This is a genomic window from Nocardia violaceofusca NBRC 14427 (assembly GCF_963869435.1).
In the GTDB taxonomy this organism is placed as follows: domain Bacteria; phylum Actinomycetota; class Actinomycetes; order Mycobacteriales; family Mycobacteriaceae; genus Nocardia; species Nocardia aobensis.
On sequence record NZ_CAWMPM010000006.1, the window covers coordinates 155,120 to 176,117 of the forward strand.

A 20,998-nucleotide genomic window follows, 5' to 3' on the forward strand; every position below is an offset into this window, starting at 1 on the left:
GGAATTCGTGACGCCGGACCGCGCGGACGGCACCGTTCGTCAGCTCATCGGCATGGTGCCGATCGGAGTCGTCGTCGGAGCCGGGGAGCCACCCGCGGGTTCCACGGTGACGGCCAGCGCGTCGCCGCCGGAGTAGGTCGCGACCATCGGCGCGGACGAACTCGGCATCGAGTCCATCACTCCGGCCGAGCGCGGCGCGCCGGTGGGCGGTACCACCCACAGCTGGTACACATGGCCCTGCGGCGCGGGCGGCACGCTGTCGAAAGCGACTGTGACCGCGCCCATTCCGGTGGACGCGTGCACCGTCAGCATGCCGCCGGTGCTCAGCGGCGCGCTCGCGGTGTGCGCATCCGGCTGTCGCATGATCTGTTCCGCCATCGGCGCATTCGCGGTCCGTCCGGCGTGTTGCTGGGCGACGATCCCGCCGCCGACTCCCGCCGCCACCACTACCGCGGCCGCCGCGGCCAGCCACCGTAGCCGAGGCCTCCTGGACGGCCGGGTGAGCGGAACCGCGGCGGACGGATCGGCGGGCCGCGCCCGGTCGAGTGCGGCGAGTATGCGCGCTTCCAGTTCCGGCGCAGGCTCTTTCGCATCGAGGACCGACAACGCGCCCATCGTCTCGCGGACGCCGCGAACCACCACCGTGAAGGCCCGGCTCGTCTCGGGACCGGCGGTGGCGACGCGCTGTTCGATCTCGTCGCGCTCGGAATCGCCGACGGCGTCCAGGGCGTACGGATAGGCCAGGTCGAGCAGTTCGTGTTCGGATGTGTCAGGCATGGGAGGCAACCCCTGAAAGGCAGTTCTGGAGCCGCTTCAGCGCATCCCGGATACGGCTCTTGACGGTGGGGAGTGGCGCGTCGAGATGTTCGGCGACCTCTCGATACGTGCGCCCGCTGTAGTAGGCCAGGGCGACCGCTTCTCGCTGGGTGGCCGTGAGGGTGTCCAGGCAGAGCAGCACCGCCTGCTCCTCCAGTCGCTGACCGACGGTCTCCGCGACGACGTCGTGCTCGCGTCCCAGATGGGCGTGGCCGAAGACACGATCACGAACCGTCGCCGATTGCTCGGTGCGCACCCGGTCCACGGCGCGCCGGTGCGTGAGCATCATCAACCAGCCGATGGGGCTGGCCAGTGCGGCGTCGTAGCGTTCGGCGGCCGTCCACGCCTGCAGGTAGACCTCCTGGGTGACCTCCTCGGCGGCGCTGTGGTTGCGCAGGATGCGCAATGCCAGCCCGAACACCCGCGCACTGGTCGCGCGGTAGAACCGCGTGAACGCGTCCCGGTTGCCGGTGGCGGCGGCCGCGAGCAGAGTCGCGAGCTCACGCTGCGCCTCCGCTCGCTCGCCGCCGCCCGGCGGACACGACGGGGCCTCGTCAATGTCGGCCAGGCGGATCGAGGTGAACTCCGGATCGCCGGTCATGAGTGCGTTCCTGCATGCATAGGAAGAGTTTCGACATGCCCGGCGTGCCGGATGGGGGCGAGCGGCGGAAAAGTTCTCACAACCCCGCGACCTGCGCCGACGCCGGCTCGACAGTGATCAGGCCGGCGGCATCAGCACGGTGTCGATCAGGTACACCGTCGCGTTCGCGGTTTTCACGCCACCACAGACCACCGACGCGTCGCCGACCTTGATCATGTCGCCGGAGCGCGTCACCTCCACCGTGCCGCCCTCGACCGTCTTGTGCTCACCGGCGATGGCGTCGGGTGCGATCTGCCCCGGCACCACGTGGTAGGTGAGGATCTCGGTGAGCGTGGCGCTATCGGTCTTCAGGCTGTCGATCGTGGCCGGCGGCAGTTTCGCGAACGCGTCATCGGTGGGCGCGAAGACGGTGAACTGGCCGCCGTTCAACGTATCGACCAGGTTGACCTGCGGGTTCAGCTTCCCGGAGACGGCCGCGGTGAGTGTGGTCAGCATCGGATTGTGCGAGGCGGCGGTTGCCACCGGATCCTGTGCCATCCCCTCGACCGAGCCCGAGCCCGAGGGCACCTGCTCGGCGTAGGCCTTGCAGCCGGGACCGACCAGGCCGGCCATGGCATCGGCGGCCGAACCGCTCGGCGACATCATGGTGCTGGTCATCGCGTTACCGCTTGTCATGGACGACGACGATCCCGAACCGGAGTTGTCGTCGGAAGAACAGGCCGACACTCCCAGCAGGGCGGCCGACACGAGCGCCGCGGTGACGACAGCGCGCTGCATACTTTTCATCGGTTCATCGCTTTCCTCCGGACGACCCCGCGGTCGTACAGCTCGTTGGTGACGGGACGGAATTCGCGCTGCCGGCCACCGCGGATGGGACGGATTTCGCGCCGGCTCGCTGTGCGGCTGCGAGCCCGCGAACACGGGTTACTAGGCTGACCGCCGTGCTGCTTTCCGATCGCGACATTCGTGCCGAGCTGGCCGCCGGGCGGCTCGGGCTGGAACCGTTCGACGAGAAATTGGTTCAGCCGTCGAGTATCGATGTGCGGCTGGATCGAATGTTCCGGGTGTTCAACAACACTCGCTACACCCATATCGATCCCGCGCAACGCCAGGACGAACTGACCACCTTGGTCGAACCCGACCAGGGTGAGCCGTTCGTCCTGCATCCGGGCGAATTCGTCCTGGGTTCGACGCTCGAGGTCTGCACCCTGCCCGATGATCTGGCCGGACGCCTGGAGGGTAAGTCGAGCCTCGGGCGGCTCGGCCTGCTCACCCATTCCACGGCGGGATTCATCGACCCGGGTTTCAGCGGTCACATCACGCTGGAGTTGTCGAATGTGGCGAATCTGCCGATCACGCTGTGGCCGGGTATGAAGATCGGCCAGCTGTGCCTGTTCCGCCTGAGCAGTCCGTCGGAACACCCGTACGGTAGTGCGGCGGCCGGCTCGAAATATCAGGGCCAGCGGGGGCCCACGCCCTCGCGCGCGTATATGAACTTTCCGCTGCCGCAGGATTCGATTCCGGAGCCCGCGGAGTCCTGAACAGCACCTTTGCTGGAAGTGTGGTTGGAGTGGGACCTGAACTTTTCGTGCAAACCTCGACGTCAATGCGAGAAAACCGCAAAAACCGCCGAGGTTTGCACGATACGTTCACTACGTCGGCATCCGGCTAGCTCGGCGGCAGCACGTGCGCGCCTGATTTGTCCGTCGACAGGGCCAGTGAGCTGATGTATTGGATTTCGCCCTCCGGCCCGGGGACCGCGGAGGCGATCATGTCGGGCCGTTCGAAGTCCATTCCGGTGACGTGGCAGGTGAGGGTCTCGCCGGAGGGGTTGCCGTGTTCGTCGAACATGTCCAGTTCGATTCCGTCGTCGCCGCGGCGCAGGTAGTACTTACCCCGGGTGAGAACCGCGGTGAGCGGGGTCGCGACGAAGGCGATCACGACGGCGACGATCGGCGAATACGGTTTCAACGCGGCACCGAAGACGCCGAAGAAGGTCATGATCGACAGCACCGCCGACAATCCGAAGCCGACCAGGCCGACGGGATTGAAGTTGTAGAGCATGCCGCGCCGGAATTCGGGCTGTTTGGGCGAGAGCTTCAGCAGATACTTGTTGACCGCGATATCCGTTGCGACGGTGACGATCCAGGCGATACCGCAGTTGGCGTAGAAGCCGAGGATGTCGTTGAGGAAGTCGAACATATTGGCTTCCATCAGGATCAGCGCGATCGCCAGATTCACCCCGAGGAATACCAGCCGGCCCGGATAGGTCTTGGTGACGCGGGTGAACGAGTTGGTCCACGCCAGCGAACCCGAATAGGCGTTGGTCACATTGATTTTGATCTGTGAGATGACCACCAGCACCACCGCGAGCGTCATCGCCAGCCAGGACGGAACCATATCGCGGTAGATCTCCAGGAACTGATGCACCGGCTGATTCGCGATGTCCTGTGCTCCCGGCAGATTCGCGATGAGATAGACCGCGAGGAACAGGCCGACGACCTGTTTGACGGCGCCGAAGATCACCCAGCCCGGCCCGGCCAGCAGCATCCAGCCCCACCACTTGCGGGCGTTCTCCGGGGTTTTCGGCGGCATGAACCGCAGATAGTCGATCTGCTCGGCGATCTGGGCGATCAGTGACAGACAGACACCGGCGGCCAGCAGCGCACCGGAAAGGCTCACGCCCGCACCGTCCTTACCGCCGTAGGCGAAGAACGAGTCGATCGATTCGGGGTGGCGGATCAGCAGGAACGCGAACGGTAACACCATCAGCAGCAGCCACAGCGGCGTCGTCCAGACCTGCAGTTTCGCCAGCGTATTCATGCCGTAGACGACCAGCGGGAAGATCAGCACCGTGGAGAGCAGATAACCCAGCCACAGCGGGATGTGCAGGCCCAGATTGAGGCCCTGCGCCATGATCGAACCCTCGGTGGCGAAGAAGATGAAGGTGAACGAGGCGAACACCAGGTTGGTGATCACCGAACCGTAGTAACCGAATCCACTTCCGCGGGTGATCAGATCCAGATCGATGTTGTAGCGAGCGGCATAGTAGGCCAGCGGAAATCCGGTGATCATGATGATGATCGCGAAGATGCCGATGCCCAGCAACGCATTTCCGGTGCCGTTCGCGATGCCGATGTTGGCGCCGATGGAGAAATCCGCGAGATAGGCGATGCCGCCCAATGCGGAGACGCCGACCACTGCCGGACTCCATTTGCGATAGCTGCGGGGCGCGAAACGCAGCGTGTAGTCCTCGAGGGTTTCCTTCGTCGCGGCGGCAGCGGTCGCCGGACGGGTTTGCACATCAACCACGATCTACTCCTCATCGTTCCCGCGCTCGGCGCGGCCTTTCGAGGGTGCAGGCCCGATGTGGTGTCCGGTTTGCCGCTCGGTTACCGCCGTGTAACGCCCCGCGACGTGCGGCTTTGTGCTCTCCCTTTACCGTGGTGCATGACCTTTGACTCGACAGCGAAGGCGAACGACCCCGGCGCGGGCGCGGCCATCCGGCCCTCCGCGACCGACCGGATCCGCTCCTGGGCGGCGCTGGTACTGGCCGCCGCACCCACCGCGGCGATCCTCACGGTGGTGCTCTACGGGCTCGGTTTGGCGATGGGTTTCGGCACCCTCGGCATTCTCGCCATCGCGTGGTTGGTGGTGTGTGTTCTCGTCGCGGTGGTGTGCTTCCTGGGCGCCGAGCGGCGGTGGTTGTCGGCGCGTTTCGGGGTGCGCGCGCCCACTTCCGGCGAGCGGCACGCGCTGATGACGGCGTGGGAGCGGGTGGCCCGCCGATCCGGCATCGCCTCCTCCTCGCATTCGCTGTGGATCCGGGAGAGCGAGCGTGAACTGTTGCTGCCCCGGCGGATGATCGCGGTCCCGTCGGCCGTACTCGGTGCGCCCCCGCGGGAACTCGAAGCGGTACTCGCCCGGGAGCTCGGGTATCGGTCCGAGGGACGGGTGTCGTTGTGCCAGTTCGTGTTCCGGTACTTCAATCTGCCGCTGGTGTGGCTGGAGCGGGTGTTGCTGTCGGGCCCCGCGGCGGTCGGAGCGTGGCTGACGCGGCGGATGACTCCGCCGGCGGCCCGGATCTTCGGTATCGGATGGAGTGCGGTCAGCCGGGTGCTGGTCGCCTGCCCGGCGATCGCGGCCACCACCGTGATCGTGGGGCTTCCGGCCGCGCTGCTGCTGCGTATCGCTCCGGAGGTGGCGGCCTGCGCTCTCGTTCCGGTCGTGCGTCGCATCGACTACCGGGCCGACCGGGCGGCCGTCGACCTGGGTTACGGTACGGATCTCGGTGTGGCGCTGCAGGAACGGCGGGCGGAGTCCGGCGACGCGGCGGCGCTGTACGCACTCTCGGTGTCCGCGTACGCGCCGCGCACCGCGGTCGGCGAACGCGTTCGCCATATCCGCGACCGCATGGACGAGCGGGTGCGCATCGCCGGCTATTCCGGGCCGGTGCTTCCGGAAGGTGGTGCGGCACAAGGTTTTCCGGGACCCGACCGGTGAGGTGTCGGATCGGCCGTGAGCGAGCCGGAAGGTCGTGGAGCCGATGCCCGGCTCGACGGCCGCCGGTTCAGCAGTCCTCGAAGGCGGCTTTGACATATCCCGAGGACTGATACAGGTACTGGTAGGCCCACCGCGCCGGCCCGATGTGCGGCCGCGCGTCGACGAGCAGAACCTCACCGCCCCAGCACTTTCCGAGCACATACCGGGCGCGGGAGATGTGCGGAGTGAAGGTCACCACGATCACGCGTCGCCAGTTCTCCCGTGCCGCGCGGGCGGCCAGTTCGCGTCCCTCGCCGCGTGTGGTGCGCGGCTCCGGATCGAAGCAGCTCACCCGGAAGCTGTATCCGCCGTGACAGATTCGATTGATCAGCGGGGAGTGGTCGTAGGGATCGGAGAACACCACCTGCGGGGCGTAACCGTCGTGGGCCAGGCGCAGCGCCAGCTCCTCACGGCCGTCGTGGGCGCCCCCGAGGACCAGGATGGCATCGGCCGGGCGCGGCGCGTCGGTACGCGGGCGCACGTACACCGGCCACAGCGCCGCCACCGCGACGGCGAGCACGAGCACCACCCCCACCGCACCGCGCACCCACCACCGTTTTCGCACTCTGCGATGGTAGGTGGTCGGCGAATGCGCTGATCGGCGGCGGTTTCTCCCTGTACACCCACTGTTGCCTGCGCCCTCGCCTCGTGGACGCGGACCGGCCATACCCGCCGCGTATCAATCGACTATGCGTCTGACGGTATTCGGGACGGGATATCTGGGAGCCACCCATGCCGCCTGCATGGCCGAGCTCGGTCACGAGGTGCTCGGGGTGGACATCGACCCCGGCAAGGTGGCCAAATTGTCCGACGGCGTCGTGCCGTTCTACGAACCCGGCCTGGAAGCGGTGCTGCGCCGCAACCTCGACGCCGGGCGACTGCGCTTCACCACCTCCTACGAGGAGGCGGCCGCGCACGCCGACGCCCACTTCCTCGGCGTCGGCACCCCGCAGAAGAAGGGCGAATACGGCGCGGACCTGAAATATGTCCACGCCGTGGCCGATTCGCTGGCGCCGCTGCTGGAGCGGCCGTCGGTGCTGATCGGCAAGTCGACGGTGCCCGTCGGCACGGCCGCGGAACTGGGCCGCCGGATGCGATCCCGCGCGCGCACCGACGTCGAGGTCGCCTGGAATCCGGAATTCCTGCGGGAGGGGTTCGCGGTGCGCGACACGCTGCGGCCCGACCGGCTGGTCCTCGGTGTCGACGGCGAACGCGAGCGCGCCGACTGGGTGCGAGCGCAGGTGCGCGAGATCTACGCCGACCTGATCGCGGCGCAGGTGCCGTTCCTGCTCACCGATCTGGCCACCGCGGAACTGGTGAAGGTGTCGGCCAACGCGTTCCTGGCCACCAAGATCTCGTTCATCAACGCCGTCTCCGAGGTCTGCGAGGCGACCGGAGCCGATGTCACGATGCTGGCCGACGCGCTGGGCCACGACGCCCGCATCGGCCGGCGGTTCCTCAACGCCGGGCTCGGTTTCGGCGGTGGCTGTCTGCCCAAGGACATCCGGGCGTTCATGGCCCGGGCGGGGGAGCTCGGCGCCGATCACGCGGTCGCGTTCCTGCGTGAGGTCGACAACATCAATATGCGCCGGCGCACCAAGGTGGTCGATATGGCGGCCAAGGCGTGCGGCGGTTCGCTGCTGGGCGCCAACGTGGCGGTGCTGGGCGCGGCCTTCAAACCGGAATCCGACGATGTGCGCGATTCGCCCGCGTTGAACGTGGCCGGAATGATCCAGCTGCACGGTGCGGTGGTCACGGTCTACGACCCGAAAGCGCTGGAGAACTCCCGTCGCGTCTTTCCGACGCTGAACTACGCGACCTCGGTGGCGGAGGCGTGTGATCGGGCGGATGTCGTGCTGGTTCTCACGGAATGGGACGAGTTCACCGCACTCTCGCCGCGTGACCTCGAGCCGGTGGTGCGCGGGCGTTCCATCATCGACGGACGCAACTGTCTCGAGCGCGCCGCGTGGACCGCCGCGGGATGGGTGTACGCGGGACTCGGCACGTCGTAGTGTGGCGGGAGCCAGGTAGAGTGGCGGCGCCCTGCGGCATGCGCATCGGGCCCGTTCACGGCGGCCTGGGGGCGCTCGCACGGCCCAGCGCAGGCCGGTGGGGGCGGTGGCCGGGGCGTACCGGTCGGGAAGCGTGAAACGAGATGGGCGGCAGATGAGTTCGGTACTGGGAGTTTCGGTGGGGGCCGGCGCCATTCGCGTCGCGATCCCACATCCCGGTAACTCCGCCGAACGATTCGTCGCCACCGCCTTCGACGTGCAGGCGATGCCGGTCGGCGAGCAGCACTCCATGGACGATGTGGCCGCCGAAACCGTCGGCGCCGTCTTCGGTTCCGCGCCCGAGATCGCCGCGACCGCGCTGGCCTATCGCAACGAACAGCATGCGCGCACGCTGCGGGGCGCCCTGGCGCGTCGCCAGCTCACCAATTACGAACTCGTGCCCGAGGTCGCGGCGGCGCGGGAATTCCTGCGCGCCACCGGTGAACTGCAGGGGTATCGCACGGTCGCGCTCTACGACCTCGGCAGTTCCGGCCTCTCGGTCAGCGTGATCGACGTCGAGTCCGGCCAGGTGAGCCACAGCGAGCGCACCAGCGACATCAGCGGCGACTACCTGGATTCGCTGATCCGCGAACAGCAGATCGCCTCCGGCCGGATCGAACATCCCCCCACCGCACAGGGTTTGGCGGCCCTGGACGGCGTATGCCGGCAGGCCAAGGAGCAGTTGTCGAGTACCACGGCGGTCGCGGTGCCGTCCGAGCACGGCCTGGTGTTGTTGTCGCAGGAGAACTTCGAAGCGCTGATCATGCTCGCGGTCGAATCCTCGGCTCGCATGACCCGCGATGTGATGATGCGCTCCGAACAGGCCGTGCAGGCGGTCTTCGTGATCGGCGGTTGCGCCCGGATTCCTCTGATCGCGCGCATTCTGGAGCGGTGGATGGGGATGCCGGTGCTGGTGCCCGCCGATCCGGAGACGGTGATCGTGCGCGGCGCGGCACTGCTCGCCCGCCCCGCCCAGGTGGCCACACCCGCGCCGGTTCCACAGGCTCCCGGGCCCGGATCCGCCGACGACACCGTGCAATTGGCGCCGGTGTGGTTGTCCGAGGATGCGCTGCGACGCGCGCGCAAGCGGAACAAGGCGCGCGCCACGAGCACACTCGGCGGCAAGGTGGGTGCTGTCGGTGCCGGTCGTCGCCGGGAGTTGAGCGTGGCCGGGGTGGCGGTCGGTGCGCTGGTCGTCGTCGCCGCGCTCGGGATCGGGCTCGGCTGGGGCCAATCGGTTCTGCGCGGCGATTCCCAGAGCAACACCTCCGCCTCCACTTCGGTGCCTGTCGCGCCGCCCCGCGCCTCCGCGGACCTCTCGGTAGCGCCGACCACCGATGCCACCAATGCCTCGGTCGCCGCGCCCACTCCGAACTGGCAGGCGCCGACCACCACGACCGCACCCCCGACGCCGGGGCCGCCGACCATCGTCGTCCCGGGCCTGCCGCCGATCGTGGTGCCGACCATTCCGCCGCTGCTGCCACCGTTCCCGCCGCGGCAGTAGGTGGTTTCGCCGCTGCCGCAGTACCTATCGGCCACGCCCGAGGAGTGTGCGAGATGCCCCCTGTTCAGGTCGCGGTCTGCGGGCCGCGCGACTGCACGAACGCCGAGGCCGATATCGCGCGGGAGGTCGGGCGGCTGCTGGCCCGGGCCGGCGCGATCGTGTTGTGCGGCGGCGGAACCGGGGTGATGGCGGCGGTCGCCGAGGGTGCGTCGGCCGAAGGCGGCCTAATGATCGGAGTCCGGCCGGACACCGACCGCGCGGGTGTGTGTGACGGCCTGTCCGCCGTCGTGTACACGGGGATGGGTGAGGCGCGGAACGCGATTCTGGTCCGGTCGGCGGACGCGGTGATCGTGGTGGGCGGTTCCTGGGGAACGCTGTCGGAGCTGGCGCTCGCCAATCGACGTGGGGACGTGCCGGTGGTGTCGATCGGTGGCTGGCAGATCCTCGATGCCGAGGGCGGAGCGGTCGAGGGGAGTCACCGGGCGGCGAATGCGGCCGAGGCGGTCGCATTCGCCGTGGCGGGTGCTCGACCCGGCGGCTGACGCTCGCCTCAGGGCGCGGAGTTCAGGCCGCGGGCACGACGACGGTCACCTCGAACGGCAGCAGATGGTGTTCGCAGACCGAGCGCAACGGGATGCGGCGGGCCAGCACCAGTTCGTCGTAGCCCTCAGTTCGGCGTAGGCGCGCGCCATCCGGCCCGGCGTGGCCTGCAGATGTTCGCTGTCGAGGCTGACGCCCAACGCGGTGAGGAAGGTCCGAGCGGCATCCTCGGCGACCGCGAGGTCGATGGCGCCGGTCTCGTGGACGACGTGTAACGCGGGGACGGACACGCTAGCTCCCACCGACGCCGAGAGCGGTGAGCAGCACGAGCACGAGCGTCGCGACGGCCAGGACGCCGTGCCCACCGACGATCGCCACGGGGAAATGCCGCTCGGCGGGCTCTGCGGCCTCGTGTGCCCCGGCCAGGTTTGCCGCCGCGTGGTCGGTGGCCTGGTTCGCGGTGCGGGCGCGGAACACCGGCAGCCAGCGGAAGAACATGACGAATCCGAGCAGCGCGACGGGCACGAGCAAGGCGAATCCGACCCACGCGAGGGCGTCGTTGTCGATGACCAGGTAAATGATCCACACCACGAGGCCGGCGGCGGCGAGCAGGAAGTGCCCGAAGATCACCGGCGGCGGCAGATGGCTCGAACTGGGTTGTCGTGCACCGCCTTTGGCGATCCAGGTGGCCAGCAGGAAGAACCCTCCGCCGGCGGTGAGCAGCCAGAGGATCAGAGCTGCGATGCCCATGGTGACTCCCGAAATATGAGAAGGGAAGGTCAGCGGCGGTAGCCGGTGGCCTGCGTGGTTTCGCCGGCGACTCGCACGCCGTAGTGGTAGGCGAGTTTGCCGCCGAGATATCCGGATATGCCCAGCACGAGCAGGGATGCGATCGACAAGACCAGGGGCCCGACGGGTGTCGCGCGATCGGTGCCGGCCGCGGTCCGCCACCAGAAGTTCAGTGCATAGGCGATGGTGATGACCAGATTCAGGCTCATATGCGTCAGTCCGGTGCGGAACGCGGGCGTTCCGGACGGGATGGCGAACAGGTCCAGAAAGCCGATCGAGGCGGCGGCCAAGGCGCCGAGCACGCCGATCGCCACCAGCCATTCGGCCCCGCGGGCGAGGAACTGCGGGTCGTCGACGATGTGGGAGCCGATGTCGAAGACGAGGCTCGCGACCCACGCCTCGATCGGCACCGTCACCAGGATCGGGTGGAACGGATGCCCGTACGGCCCGGCCAGTGCGGCACTGACGGGTTGTTTGGCCTGCTCCAAATCTCCGGCCACGACATCATCCGCCATGACTCCACCCTCCCTCGGTCGAGGTTCAGTTTCGCCAATAAGTATTGGTGAAACTGTATCTGTGGTCAATACAACGCCCGTGAATCGATGCGATCGATCTTTCGACCCATGCGATTAGGCGTTATTGTGGTCGGATGACCAGCGATTCGGCGATCGGTGCGGTCGCGGTGCTCGATGACGAACTGCGGCGCGGCATGTACAGGTTCATCCGCGCGGCCCGGCGGCCGGTGACTCGTGACGAAGCGGCCGAACAGGTCGGTATCTCGCGCAAGCTGGCTGCCTTCCATCTGGATAAACTCGTCGCCGCCGGACTCCTCCAGGCGCGCTACGAACAGACCGGCGGCCTGCGCCGCGTCGGCCGCGCTCCCAAGGTGTACGAGCCCACCGACGCCGAGGTGCGGGTGAACATCCCCGAACGCCGCCACGAAGTGCTGGCCGAGATCCTGATGGATGCGGTGCTGGCCGAGAGCACCGGCGAAACGGCCCGCGACGCCGCCGAACGAGTCGCGGCCGAACGCGGAAATACGCTGGGCCACAACGCCCGCGAGCGCTTACGCCCCGGCCGCCTGGGCGTCGAGCGCGCCCTCACGGTGGTGCAGGCGATCCTGTCCGACCAGGGCTTCGAACCCAGCCGCGACCCGCTGAACTGCCTACGCCTGCGCAACTGCCCCTTCCACCCTCTCTCCACCCAAGCCCCCGGCCTGGTTTGCGGCCTCAACCACGCCTATCTACGCGGAGTGCTGTCCGGCCTGAAAGCCGAGACACTCGAAGCGGTGCTGGCGCCGACCGCCGGCGAATGCTGCGTGGAACTCCGCCCCGCGCAGTAGGGGTGAGCGGCTGCGGGCTCAGGCGAAGATTTCGTCCAGGGTTGTCGCGGTGAGGACACGCGCTGTCCAGGTGCGTACTTGCTCGGGAGTGCCCGCGTGGACGGTCTTGGTGACGTCCGCGGGTAGGGGAGCGAATTTGAGGGTGAGTAGCTCGATGAGTGCTTCGGCACGCCCGCGTGCTTCCCCGCGTGCTTCACCCCGTGCTTCCCCGCGGGCTTCGCCTTCGGCGCGGAGCCGTTCGGCAGTGGTCACGATTGCCTCCTTGGCTGGCGGTCCGAGCTGATCGACCAACGGGAGCAGATCAACTTCCGAAATGTCGCTGACGGTCATCACGTAGGCGATGACGGCCTGGAACTGTGCCTTCCCCTCGGGCCGAACAGCAGTGCACGCAGGTCGTCGATCAGTGAAATTATATCGGTGCCGAGGTCGATGTTGTTCGGTGCCATTTTGTGCAGGGCCAGCATCACTCGGGTGGCGGGTGTGAGATCCCGTCGGAGCAGGGCGGGCAGGTCCAGTGCCGCCACGTCGTCGAGCAGGAACCGAAGCCGGGGCAGATGAGGCTGCAATGCTTCTCGGGCGGATGGGTCGAGGTCGATGAGATCGGCCACTTCGGTCGGGGCCTTCCATGGGCGGCCGGTGTGATTGCTGTGCACGACCAGCGGGATCACCGCGGGCAGGGTGCGCGCCTCCGGGTGCTGGCTACGATGCTGATTCCAAATGCCGACCAGGTACTCCACGATGCGCAGGGCCATGAAATGGTCGCTGCGGCTTTGGTGTTCGATCAGCAAGTAGATGTAGGCGGGATGGCCGTCGAGGCGAGTGCGGTAGAGCAGGTCGCTGTAGCGGGAGCGCAGATCCGCGGAGACGAAGCTGCCGGACTGCAAACGCAGTGTGTCCCAATCGATCCGGTCGGTGACGGCTGCCGGGAGCGCCGCGCGGAGTTCGCACGCGGCGTCGGCTGGGCGGCTCAGTACGCGCCGGAAGTAGGCGTCGTGCGGATTCGACGGGTTGGCGGGCATGGACGCGAAGCTACCTTGAGGCTGTGACAGCCGGAGGTGTTCAGTTGTAGACCATGCGCCCACTTGGCGTAACACGCCGAGCCGCGAAAGAAGTTGTAGACGAACAGATTTCAGTAGCAAGCCGATCGGCGATGGCCAAGCCGCGGCGGGCGAGACCGACTGCGACCGCTCGCGCAGCAACCGGATGTCGTGCGCTGTCGCCCGGGCGGAAAAGGAGTCGAGCGGCGGGTGCCGGGCGATCTACTATCGCCCGGTGGTGGACGCGGTGAACAGGCAGTGGGTGTTGCGGCGACGGCCGGTAGGGGCACTGCGGGACGAAGATTTCGAGTTGAGGGATGTGCCGGTCCCGGTGCCGGGGCCCGGAGAGGCCCTGATTCGGGTGCATTGGCTGGGAATAGATCCCACACAGCGGGGCTGGCTCAACGCGTCCGACAACTATATCGACGCCGTGCCGATCGGCGCGGTGATGCGTGGCAGTGGTGTCGGCCAGGTGGTTCGCTCGAACGACCCGGATTGTCCGGTGGGTAGCTGGGTCGCGGGGATGGTGGGATGGCAGGACTACGTCGTTCGGTCTGCGGGCGGGTTGTTCGGGTTGAACCTTGTGCCCGACGGTGTGCCCCCTACATCGATGCTGAGTCTGTTCGGACCGCCGGGCTTGACCGCGTACTTCGGTATGACGGATATCGGCCGTCCCGAGCCCGGTCGGACGGTGCTGGTTTCGGCGGCGGCCGGTATCACCGGGTCCATCGCAGGGCAAATAGCAAAGGCATTGGGCTGCAAGGTCATCGGTATCGCTGGTGGCCCGGAGAAGTGCTCCTGGATCATCGACCACGCGGGTCTGGATGCCGCCCTCGACTACAAGCACGACGATATCGATGCCCGTCTGACCGATCTCGCCCCCAACGGTGTCGACGTCTTCTTCGACGGTGTCGGCGGCCGAATTCTCGAATACGGTCTGGCGCACCTGGCCCCTCACGCACGTGTCGTCCTGGCCGGGGCGATCTCGTCCGGTTATGAGGGTGCCGATCCGCCGTTGGGGCCGCGGAACTATATGAGGCTGGCGCTGGACCGGGCGCGCATGGAGGGGTTCATCTTCCTCGATTACCTCGACCGTTTTCCGGAAGCCTTCACGGCATTGCGCGAATGGCAGGCCCAGGGAGCGATAACCATTGCCGAAACCGTCAGCAGGGGACTGGAATCCGCGCCGAGCGCATTGCGCGCCGTCTTCGAGGGCCGCAATCTCGGCAAGCAACTGGTCGAGGTCGCAGAGCCCTGACGCATCGTGGGTGCAGCACGCTCACGCTCGGTCGAATGCGCCGCTGCTCGCGCCGCCGACAAAGGCATTCCATTCGCCGGGGGTGAAGATCAATGCGGGGCCGGAGGGGTTCTTGCTGTCGCGGACGCCGACCATGCCGTGGTCGAGGAAGGCGACCTCGACGCACTCCGAATTACCTGAACTATGCGTGCTCTTGAACCACTGCGCCTCCGCCAGACGGTCATTGCTCACTTGGTTGCGTCCTTCCGTGCTGCTCGCCGTAGCAGCATCCTGCTGGCCACGGCATCCAGCGCTGTATGCTGGATGGTCGCGGAGGCCCTGCGGTATCGCTGGACGTCCGCGTCTTCCTCAAGGTACATGTCACCGGTGTAGTTCTCGACGTACACGACTGTCGGTTCGGCTACGCCGTTGGAGCTGGTCTCGAAGTCGAGAATGGCGAACGGTCCTACCGGTGTGCCGAGCGGAAAACCGGCCGCATAAGGCAGAACACGGACGGTGACGTTCGGTTTGGTGCTGATATCGGCTAGGTGCCTCAGCTGGCTTGCTGTGACGGAATGATTCCCCACAACCGTGTGAAGAACAGACTCGTGAAGCACGAGATCAACGACGACCGGTGCCTTCTTGCGCGTAAGTATCTTCTGGCGCTGCAATTTCAGCTGAATTCGGCGCGCGTGTTCCTCCTCGGATTCCTTCGGGAAGTAGATCCGGTTCAGTGCGCCGGCATAGTCAGCCGTCTGAAACAAGCCGGGCACGATATCCGGTCGCCAGATTTCCATCGAGCGCGCGTCTGTCTCCAACCGCATGTACACGTCGAAGTTCGCTCGAATGAGATCGTTGAACGAGTTGTACCAGGTCTTTTCGGCTACCTGACGCGCCAGTTCGATCATGGCGCCTACCTGGTTCTCGGGAATCTCGAGAATCTTGCCGAGTTCGGCGAGATCGCGGTCGAGAACCTTGCCCGGTTCGCCCCGTTCGAGCCGTGCGTACTTGCTGTGACTCCACTGCATGGCTTTCGCCACAGCTTCTTGCGTCAGTGAGGTGTTCTCTTCGCGCTGGCGGCGGACGAAGCGCCCCAGTTGTCGTCGCGGCAATGATGCGCGTTCGTCGGCCACACAGCCCCCTTGGCAGTACCAAAAATTGGCAGAAGTCGACTGCCAGCATGACAGCAGTGCTGGGGTTTCGCCCAGTCTTTTGGCATATGCCGTTCTGACAGTGCCATTTCGACCTGAAGGTGATGCACTGGAACAGAGGGGAGGCAGCCGCAATGCGTGCCACCGGGTAGCGGTGGGCCTGCTGTTGCGGAGCGGTTGTCGGACTGGTGAAAGCCACTGGAGCGCAGCACTTTACAACGCCACCGAGGTCGGTCGTGTGCTGCCTATTCGAATCGAGGGAGCGATGAATGATGTGCTCAGCGATGTGCCTGCAGGTGCGGAGAGTGCTCCGCAGAACTGGGCGATGATCTACCGGCGCGCGTTCGGGTTGGATGCCGAGGTGCATCCGGGGTCGGGGCGGCTGGTCGTGCGCGCGGGAAAGACGTTGGCCGCCTTGTCGATGCCGAGTGCGCTCGGGGCGCGGGTGCGGGGGCGGTTGGTCGACATGTCCGGATCGGCCGGGCCGATCATCGCTCATCCGCGCTCGATGCGGTGGACCTTCCTCACTCTTCCCGCCGATGCCGATCTGACCGATCCGTTGCTGCACGCCGAGATGTTTCGGCACTACGTCGACATCGCCGGTGTGAACGCCGAGATCGCGCTTCCCGCTCCGGGAACTCTGCAGTCGGATGCGTATCGATTGTGGAACGATGCGCCCGTCGGTGACTACCGACCGCTTGCGGGAGATGTACTCAGCGCTGTCCGGGAATGCGTTGCAGCACAGAGGATGCGGTGACATGAGCCTGATGCTGACGATCGGGTTGTGCTTCGGCACCATCTGTCTGGTTCGGGTTGCGGTCGGCTCGCGGCTCCCGGAAACGTGCCCGCGTCGGATGCCGTTGCCGGCCAGGCAATCCGATACTCTTCCGTTGCCGATAGGCGTTCAGCACATCAGGGAGCGCCTGGATCTCGAAGAACTCGGGTTGCGGTGGTGCCGGGATCGGTGCGGTGCCGGATGACGACCCGCATCACCGAAGTGCGCGGGCTGCGCGCGACGTGGCGGCACGGACGCGGTGGCATCGACATCATCAACGTACGCAATACATCCAGCGACATCGACGAACTCTTCCCGCCGGGCACGGATCTCGCCGCCGCGCGGGAACTACGTCCGGATCTGGCGGACTTGTGGGATGTGGTCCGCCGTGAATTCTGGGATCACTACCTCGCCGCCCGCGTGGTACGCGACGAGCCTGAGCGGAGTAGGTGATGACAGAGCATCGCAACCGAGAGTTGTTCGCGCACTGGGCGATCGTCACCACCGCTGCCTCCTGCGGTATCCATGCAGGCGCGTGTCCGAGCGGTGTGTGGGGACCATATCCGCTGCGTGAAGCGGAGTACGTGGTCACGACCATCGCCCCGAGTCACAACCCGCACGTCGTTCCGTTCTGGACGCGCGAAGTGGGACCCGGGGACTACGGACGTACCGCGACGGATTCGGGCGCAAACACGACCGGTAGCGAGGACGCGAAGATCATTTCCCTGCAATCGGATTCGCGGAAGCGGCGGCGATGACCCGCCTGCTCTCAGGCAGCCAGATTCGCCAACTGCGGGAGTCGCGACACCAGCGCGTCGAGCTCTTCGCGCCAGCGGCGATGCACATTGAGGCGCTCGGGCGCTCCGGTGTGCGGCATGCGGTAGTACACCCTCGACCAGAGCGGGTTGATCTTCATCTCCGTGAACATGGCCGTGCTGAAATGCTCGGCGCAGACCAGGCTCGCGGGCCGGCCCGTCCACTTGTTCGCCTCGACGATGACGACCGACGTATTGGTCAGCACCACGAAGTAGTACTTGCGCACGAACAGCATCGCGAACCGCACGTAGGGCAGATCGTCCACCCACGGGCTGGGGCCGGTGATCGCCTGGAAGGCCAGCTGCATCTGCTCACCCGGAGGAGCGAATTCGGCCAGCTTCTCGGCCAGCTGTTTCTGAATCGTCGATTTACGGAATGCCATGCGGCCCACCCCCGTTGAAGAACTCCACCGGCACCGTGCCGGTGGAACGCAACGACCTTAGCGGCATTCCCGCGCGCCTGCCACCCCGGATTTCGACCCGCGCGACGTGCCGAGACCCGGCAACTACCCGATGCTCGCCGTGGCGCCGTCCAATGCATCCAGGGCGGCGAGTTCCCCCGTCAGTTTGGCGCGGATCGCGGCGATCGCGTCCCGGCCGATCGGCAGTCGCAGCGGGGGCGTGGGGGATTCGACCGCGGCGACGATCTGCCGCGCGGCCTCGTCCGGATCGCCGTACACGCTGGGATCCAGGGTGGACAAACGGTCGTAGGCCGCTCGGACGCTGTCGCCGTAGTCCGGATGGGCGGTGGGTGTAATCCCCAGTGACGCAACGAAACCGGTGCCGAACATGCCGGGCTCGACGATGGTCACACCGATGCCGAGATGGGCGACCTCCCGGAGCAATCCTTCGTTCATCCCTTCGACCGCGAATTTCGTTGCGGCATAAAGGCCCAGCCCCGGCGACGGCGCGGCGACACCGGCCACCGACGAGATCTGTACGAGCTGACCGCTCCGCTGCTCGCGCAATACCGGCAGCGCGGCGCGCACGACGTTGAGCGATCCGAAGACATTGGTCTCGAATACGGCGCGCACGTCACTGTCCGGAATCTCCTCCAGCGCACCGAAAACCCCGTAGCCGGCGTTGTTCACCACGACATCGATCCGTCCGAAGGCCTGCTTCGCCTGCGCGATCGCCTGCCGGGGCTGCTCGGCGTCGGTGACGTCCAGCGGGGCGACCAGGATTCGTTCGGGATGCTCGGCCGCCAACTCCCGCAGGGCCCGCGCGCGCTCGGGATCGCGGGCCGTCGCGGCGACCCGGCCGCCGGCGGCCGCGACCGCGCGAGTCAGCGCGAATCCGAATCCGGACGAGGCTCCCGTGATCAGCCACACCTTGTCTGTCGCCATCATATGCCTCTCATCTGCGGTTAATTAGGATACTGCTCGTATCGTATCCAAAACGCTAGACTTGCGCCATGGTCGAGATGACACAGTCGCGCGGTCCTGGACGGCCGCGCAGTGAGCGTTCGAGGCGCGCGGTGCTCGCGGCGGCCCGCGACCTGCTGACCGACCGCGGACTGCCGGGGCTGAGTGTGGACGAGATCGCCACCCACGCGGGAGTCAGCAAGAACACCATCTACCGCTGGTGGCCCACCAAGGCGGCCGTCCTGATGGATGCCTTCACCGACGCCTTCGCGGACCGGATGAGCGTCCCCGCCGAAGGCGATGCCCTGGCCCGTCTGCGCACGACGGTCCGCCGGGTGGCGACGCTGATGGGCGATCCCGACGCCCGGCGCCCCTTCGTGGCCCTGGTCGCCGCGGCGCAACACGACCCGGAATTGGCTGCGGCGCTGCGGGATCGGTTCATCGCGGGGCGGCGGGCCGAGGTGGGCGAACTCCTCGGCGAGGCCCGATCCGCCGGTAGCCTTCCCGCCGGCTTCGACCCGGACACGGCCATCGATCTGATCTACGGCGCGCTCTACTACCGGTTGCTGATAAGCGGAGAGACCATCGATTCCGGCCACGCGGACCGAATCCTCACGGCGATGGGCCTGCTTCCGGACTGAACGACTACGGACGAGTTCGCCTTTCACGCTCTCGCGGTGGGCGCCGACGGTCGCGTCCGTTTAGCGCCAGCACCCGCCGGGAGTGGTTTCTAGCGTCGTGGTCATGAAAAACGACCTGCTGACCGATACCCGTGACCCGGTGCTGCGCACATCCGTCGTCGGACTCATGGCGGTGGGGGCGGGACTCGGCACCGCCACCATGTACGTGCTGCAGCCGGGTATGGCGGCAGTGGCGGGCTCGCTGCACGGATCGGTCGCGGAAATGGGGATCGCACTGGCGTGCGGGCCGGTCGGCTATCTGCTCGGGCTGGCGCTCCTGGTTCCGCTGGTGGACCGACATCCACCTCGGACGGTGGTTTCGCTGCAGTTCGCCGCGCTCGCCGCGGCATCGGCGATCGGCGCCGCCGTGGGGGTGGTGTGGTTGCTCGGCCCGGTGATCGGGCTGGTCGGTGCGGCGTCCTCGGTGGGTGCCCAGATGAGCTCCGTCGCAAGCCGTTTCGCGGAACCGAACCGGCGCGCGACGGTGCTGGGGACGGTGACGGCCGGGATCTCGGCCGGAGTACTGGCTGGACGCATCGTCGGCGGCTGGCTCACCGACCTCATCGGCTGGCGGGGCATGCTGCTCGTCTTCGCGGCGGCATGTGCGGCACTGGCGGTGGCGACCCGTTTCGTGCTGCCCGCCGCGACGGCCACGGTCGCTTCCGGCTACCTGACGATGCTGCGCGGGCTGCCGGGACTGTTCACCCGGTATCCGTTGCTGCGGTCGGCGGCCGGACGCGGCGCGTTGTGGTTCTTCGCCTTCTGTACGGTGTGGGCCGGGCTCGCGGCGGCGCTGTCGCAGCCGCCGTTCTCCTATTCCGCCGAGCGAATCGGCTTGTACGCGTTCGCCGGACTGGCCGGTGTCGCCGCGACCCGCATCGCGGGGGCGTGGACGGATCGGGTCGGGGCGCGTCGCGTCATCCTGGTGGGACTCGTCGTCGCCGGCGCCGCCGCCGTGACACTCGCTGTGGCCCTGTCGAATACGGTGCTCGCCCTCGTCTGCCTCGGTCTGTTCGACGCGGGCCTGTTCGCGGCGCAGGTCGCCAATCAGAGCACGGTGCTGGCCATCGACCCGGGCTCACCCGCCCGGTTCAACAGCGCCTATATGGTCGTGTACTTCGTCGGGGGCAGCGCCGGCACCGCCTTCGGCGCGGCCGCGGTGAGCCGGCTCGGCTGGGCCACCACCGCGGTGATCGCGGCCCTCGCGATCGTGGTGGCGGCGGTGATGACCGCCGGCGGATCACCGGCGAGCGAAACCGTTCAGCGTCGCGGACACGGCCGGTAGCGGAACAGCCGGAGGCGCCGATCGTTCACTCGATCATTCTTCATAACCTGTTGTGGGCCAAGAGGTTCGGTTTCGAGGCTGCGGGTCGTTGCGAGGTTGGCGTTCCGCGTCCGGTCGCGGCGGACGGGTGGGCCAGCTCGGCCGGGGGTCGTCGTGAGGTCGGCCGGACGGGACGCGCCGGTGGCCGCCGGTCGGCTCTCCGGTTCGGCCGTCGATGCGCCGGTGACTGCCGGTATCGGCTCGGCGATCGTCGATGCGCCGGTGACTGCCGGTATCGGCTCGGCGATCATCGATGCGCCGGTGGTCGCCGGTGTCGGCGCGGCGATCGTCGACGCGGCGTTGGCCCCCGGTCGTATCGGGCGAGGGGGCGGTGCGTCGGCGGGCAGGCGGCTCGCCCGGACGTCCTTCGACGCGGCGATGACTACCCGTGTTGGGTCCGCCGCGGTGGTCCGCGTGGTCGTGGCCGGGC

At 67.3% G+C, this 20,998-nt stretch carries 24 protein-coding genes and 1 pseudogene; 11 read left to right on the forward strand and 14 right to left on the reverse strand.

The features are described 5' to 3' along the window. Positions 1-39 precede the first annotated feature (39 nt). The 3 genes from AC5592_RS07365 to AC5592_RS07375 form a co-directional block, all read right to left on the reverse strand. On the reverse strand, positions 40-777 hold the full coding sequence (locus tag AC5592_RS07365) for an anti-sigma factor (RefSeq protein ID WP_063063762.1): 738 nt from the start codon (positions 775-777) through the stop codon (positions 40-42). Further along, positions 770-1,417: an ECF RNA polymerase sigma factor SigK gene (gene sigK, locus AC5592_RS07370; protein WP_063063763.1), complete on the reverse strand. Its 648-nt coding sequence runs from the start codon at positions 1,415-1,417 to the stop codon at positions 770-772. The genes AC5592_RS07365 and sigK overlap by 8 nt, the downstream gene beginning before the upstream one ends. A 117-nt stretch (positions 1,418-1,534) precedes the next feature. Then, positions 1,535-2,203, reverse strand: a complete 669-nt coding sequence (locus tag AC5592_RS07375; RefSeq protein ID WP_063063764.1) for a fasciclin domain-containing protein — start codon at positions 2,201-2,203, stop codon at positions 1,535-1,537. Positions 2,204-2,358: 155 nt separating this feature from the next. Here AC5592_RS07375 and dcd point away from each other — a divergent pair, with 155 nt between their 5' ends. Continuing rightward, the gene (dcd, locus tag AC5592_RS07380; RefSeq protein WP_063063765.1) at positions 2,359-2,958 is read left to right on the forward strand and encodes a dCTP deaminase; all 600 of its coding nucleotides are present in this window, start codon (positions 2,359-2,361) and stop codon (positions 2,956-2,958) included. Between the two features lie 127 nt (positions 2,959-3,085). Here the strand turns inward: dcd and AC5592_RS07385 are convergent, their stop codons facing one another. Next, positions 3,086-4,729, reverse strand: coding sequence for a purine-cytosine permease family protein (locus AC5592_RS07385; protein WP_232329246.1), 1,644 nt, complete (start codon positions 4,727-4,729; stop codon positions 3,086-3,088). A gap of 138 nt (positions 4,730-4,867) precedes the next feature. On the opposite strand from AC5592_RS07385, the gene AC5592_RS07390 reads away from it, so the two are divergent. Continuing rightward, positions 4,868-5,920, forward strand: a complete 1,053-nt coding sequence (locus tag AC5592_RS07390; protein ID WP_063063766.1) for a M48 family metalloprotease — start codon at positions 4,868-4,870, stop codon at positions 5,918-5,920. Between the two features lie 67 nt (positions 5,921-5,987). Here the strand turns inward: AC5592_RS07390 and AC5592_RS07395 are convergent, their stop codons facing one another. Further along, positions 5,988-6,524: a YdcF family protein gene (locus AC5592_RS07395; protein ID WP_063063767.1), complete on the reverse strand. Its 537-nt coding sequence runs from the start codon at positions 6,522-6,524 to the stop codon at positions 5,988-5,990. Positions 6,525-6,648: 124 nt separating this feature from the next. Between AC5592_RS07395 and AC5592_RS07400 the strand changes: the two genes are divergently transcribed. From AC5592_RS07400 to AC5592_RS07410, 3 genes are all read left to right on the forward strand, one after another. Next, complete coding sequence (locus tag AC5592_RS07400; protein WP_036506686.1) at positions 6,649-7,971, forward strand: UDP-glucose dehydrogenase family protein; 1,323 nt, start codon at positions 6,649-6,651, stop codon at positions 7,969-7,971. A gap of 154 nt (positions 7,972-8,125) precedes the next feature. Further along, complete coding sequence (locus tag AC5592_RS07405) at positions 8,126-9,514, forward strand: DUF7159 family protein (protein WP_063920262.1); 1,389 nt, start codon at positions 8,126-8,128, stop codon at positions 9,512-9,514. Between the two features lie 53 nt (positions 9,515-9,567). Further along, a complete protein-coding gene (locus AC5592_RS07410; RefSeq protein WP_063063768.1) occupies positions 9,568-10,056 on the forward strand; it encodes an SLOG cluster 4 domain-containing protein in 489 nt (162 codons plus the stop codon). A 22-nt stretch (positions 10,057-10,078) separates the two neighbouring features. On the opposite strand, the pseudogene AC5592_RS07415 reads toward AC5592_RS07410, so the two are convergent. The 3 genes and pseudogenes from AC5592_RS07415 to AC5592_RS07425 form a co-directional block, all read right to left on the reverse strand. Then, positions 10,079-10,210: pseudogene (locus AC5592_RS07415) on the reverse strand (GTP cyclohydrolase I); the annotation flags it as partial. A 135-nt stretch (positions 10,211-10,345) separates the two neighbouring features. Next, positions 10,346-10,804, reverse strand: a complete 459-nt coding sequence (locus AC5592_RS07420; RefSeq protein ID WP_036506677.1) for a hypothetical protein — start codon at positions 10,802-10,804, stop codon at positions 10,346-10,348. Positions 10,805-10,833: 29 nt separating this feature from the next. After that, complete coding sequence (locus AC5592_RS07425; protein WP_063063769.1) at positions 10,834-11,358, reverse strand: DUF2231 domain-containing protein; 525 nt, start codon at positions 11,356-11,358, stop codon at positions 10,834-10,836. A 134-nt stretch (positions 11,359-11,492) separates the two neighbouring features. Here AC5592_RS07425 and AC5592_RS07430 point away from each other — a divergent pair, with 134 nt between their 5' ends. Further along, a complete protein-coding gene (locus tag AC5592_RS07430) occupies positions 11,493-12,185 on the forward strand; it encodes a helix-turn-helix transcriptional regulator (RefSeq protein WP_063063770.1) in 693 nt (230 codons plus the stop codon). A gap of 18 nt (positions 12,186-12,203) precedes the next feature. Here AC5592_RS07430 and AC5592_RS07435 read toward each other — a convergent pair whose 3' ends face one another. Both AC5592_RS07435 and AC5592_RS07440 read right to left on the reverse strand, forming a co-directional pair. Next, positions 12,204-12,437 carry a hypothetical protein gene (locus AC5592_RS07435; protein ID WP_157121648.1) on the reverse strand — a complete coding sequence of 78 codons (234 nt, stop codon included), beginning with the start codon at positions 12,435-12,437 and terminating at the stop codon, positions 12,204-12,206. Between the two features lie 77 nt (positions 12,438-12,514). Further along, on the reverse strand, positions 12,515-13,204 hold the full coding sequence (locus AC5592_RS07440; protein WP_063063772.1) for an Rpn family recombination-promoting nuclease/putative transposase: 690 nt from the start codon (positions 13,202-13,204) through the stop codon (positions 12,515-12,517). Positions 13,205-13,457: 253 nt separating this feature from the next. Here AC5592_RS07440 and AC5592_RS07445 point away from each other — a divergent pair, with 253 nt between their 5' ends. Beyond that, positions 13,458-14,480, forward strand: coding sequence for an NADP-dependent oxidoreductase (locus AC5592_RS07445; protein WP_232329247.1), 1,023 nt, complete (start codon positions 13,458-13,460; stop codon positions 14,478-14,480). A gap of 21 nt (positions 14,481-14,501) precedes the next feature. On the opposite strand, the gene AC5592_RS07450 is transcribed toward AC5592_RS07445, so the two are convergent. Together AC5592_RS07450 and AC5592_RS07455 are read right to left on the reverse strand one after the other, a co-directional pair. Beyond that, a complete protein-coding gene (locus AC5592_RS07450; RefSeq protein WP_063063773.1) occupies positions 14,502-14,711 on the reverse strand; it encodes a DUF397 domain-containing protein in 210 nt (69 codons plus the stop codon). After that, positions 14,708-15,592: a helix-turn-helix domain-containing protein gene (locus tag AC5592_RS07455; RefSeq protein ID WP_063063774.1), complete on the reverse strand. Its 885-nt coding sequence runs from the start codon at positions 15,590-15,592 to the stop codon at positions 14,708-14,710. Before AC5592_RS07455 ends, AC5592_RS07450 begins: the two co-directional genes overlap by 4 nt. 172 nt (positions 15,593-15,764) lie before the next feature. Here AC5592_RS07455 and AC5592_RS07460 point away from each other — a divergent pair, with 172 nt between their 5' ends. Together AC5592_RS07460 and AC5592_RS07465 are read left to right on the forward strand one after the other, a co-directional pair. After that, positions 15,765-16,367, forward strand: a complete 603-nt coding sequence (locus tag AC5592_RS07460; RefSeq protein WP_157121650.1) for a hypothetical protein — start codon at positions 15,765-15,767, stop codon at positions 16,365-16,367. Between the two features lie 219 nt (positions 16,368-16,586). Further along, entirely contained in the window at positions 16,587-16,838 is a 252-nt protein-coding gene (locus tag AC5592_RS07465) for a hypothetical protein (RefSeq protein WP_036506659.1), read from the forward strand. Positions 16,839-17,154: 316 nt separating this feature from the next. On the opposite strand, the gene AC5592_RS07470 is transcribed toward AC5592_RS07465, so the two are convergent. Both AC5592_RS07470 and AC5592_RS07475 read right to left on the reverse strand, forming a co-directional pair. Beyond that, positions 17,155-17,583, reverse strand: coding sequence for a hypothetical protein (locus tag AC5592_RS07470; protein WP_063063776.1), 429 nt, complete (start codon positions 17,581-17,583; stop codon positions 17,155-17,157). A gap of 123 nt (positions 17,584-17,706) precedes the next feature. Then, on the reverse strand, positions 17,707-18,549 hold the full coding sequence (locus AC5592_RS07475) for an SDR family NAD(P)-dependent oxidoreductase (protein ID WP_086007313.1): 843 nt from the start codon (positions 18,547-18,549) through the stop codon (positions 17,707-17,709). 65 nt (positions 18,550-18,614) lie between these two features. Here AC5592_RS07475 and AC5592_RS07480 point away from each other — a divergent pair, with 65 nt between their 5' ends. Continuing rightward, positions 18,615-19,205 (forward strand): TetR/AcrR family transcriptional regulator, encoded by a 591-nt coding sequence (locus AC5592_RS07480; RefSeq protein ID WP_084506447.1) that lies wholly within the window; start codon positions 18,615-18,617, stop codon positions 19,203-19,205. Between the two features lie 103 nt (positions 19,206-19,308). Then, complete coding sequence (locus AC5592_RS07485) at positions 19,309-20,529, forward strand: MFS transporter (protein ID WP_063063778.1); 1,221 nt, start codon at positions 19,309-19,311, stop codon at positions 20,527-20,529. Positions 20,530-20,998: the final 469 nt, after the last annotated feature.

Bases quoted from the DNA above. Each gene is read 5' to 3' on its own strand.
- AC5592_RS07365 (WP_063063762.1), bottom strand. From the start codon at position 777: ATGCCTGACACATCCGAACACGAACTGCTCGACCTGGCCTATCCGTAC.
- sigK (WP_063063763.1), bottom strand. From the start codon at position 1,417: ATGACCGGCGATCCGGAGTTCACCTCGATCCGCCTGGCCGACATTGAC.
- AC5592_RS07375 (WP_063063764.1), bottom strand. From the start codon at position 2,203: ATGAAAAGTATGCAGCGCGCTGTCGTCACCGCGGCGCTCGTGTCGGCC.
- AC5592_RS07390 (WP_063063766.1), top strand. From the start codon at position 4,868: ATGACCTTTGACTCGACAGCGAAGGCGAACGACCCCGGCGCGGGCGCG.
- AC5592_RS07400 (WP_036506686.1), top strand. From the start codon at position 6,649: ATGCGTCTGACGGTATTCGGGACGGGATATCTGGGAGCCACCCATGCC.
- AC5592_RS07405 (WP_063920262.1), top strand. From the start codon at position 8,126: ATGAGTTCGGTACTGGGAGTTTCGGTGGGGGCCGGCGCCATTCGCGTC.
- AC5592_RS07410 (WP_063063768.1), top strand. From the start codon at position 9,568: ATGCCCCCTGTTCAGGTCGCGGTCTGCGGGCCGCGCGACTGCACGAAC.
- AC5592_RS07420 (WP_036506677.1), bottom strand. From the start codon at position 10,804: ATGGGCATCGCAGCTCTGATCCTCTGGCTGCTCACCGCCGGCGGAGGG.
- AC5592_RS07425 (WP_063063769.1), bottom strand. From the start codon at position 11,358: ATGGCGGATGATGTCGTGGCCGGAGATTTGGAGCAGGCCAAACAACCC.
- AC5592_RS07430 (WP_063063770.1), top strand. From the start codon at position 11,493: ATGACCAGCGATTCGGCGATCGGTGCGGTCGCGGTGCTCGATGACGAA.
- AC5592_RS07440 (WP_063063772.1), bottom strand. From the start codon at position 13,204: ATGCCCGCCAACCCGTCGAATCCGCACGACGCCTACTTCCGGCGCGTA.
- AC5592_RS07465 (WP_036506659.1), top strand. From the start codon at position 16,587: ATGACGACCCGCATCACCGAAGTGCGCGGGCTGCGCGCGACGTGGCGG.
- AC5592_RS07470 (WP_063063776.1), bottom strand. From the start codon at position 17,583: ATGGCATTCCGTAAATCGACGATTCAGAAACAGCTGGCCGAGAAGCTG.
- AC5592_RS07475 (WP_086007313.1), bottom strand. From the start codon at position 18,549: ATGATGGCGACAGACAAGGTGTGGCTGATCACGGGAGCCTCGTCCGGA.
- AC5592_RS07480 (WP_084506447.1), top strand. From the start codon at position 18,615: ATGGTCGAGATGACACAGTCGCGCGGTCCTGGACGGCCGCGCAGTGAG.
- AC5592_RS07485 (WP_063063778.1), top strand. From the start codon at position 19,309: ATGAAAAACGACCTGCTGACCGATACCCGTGACCCGGTGCTGCGCACA.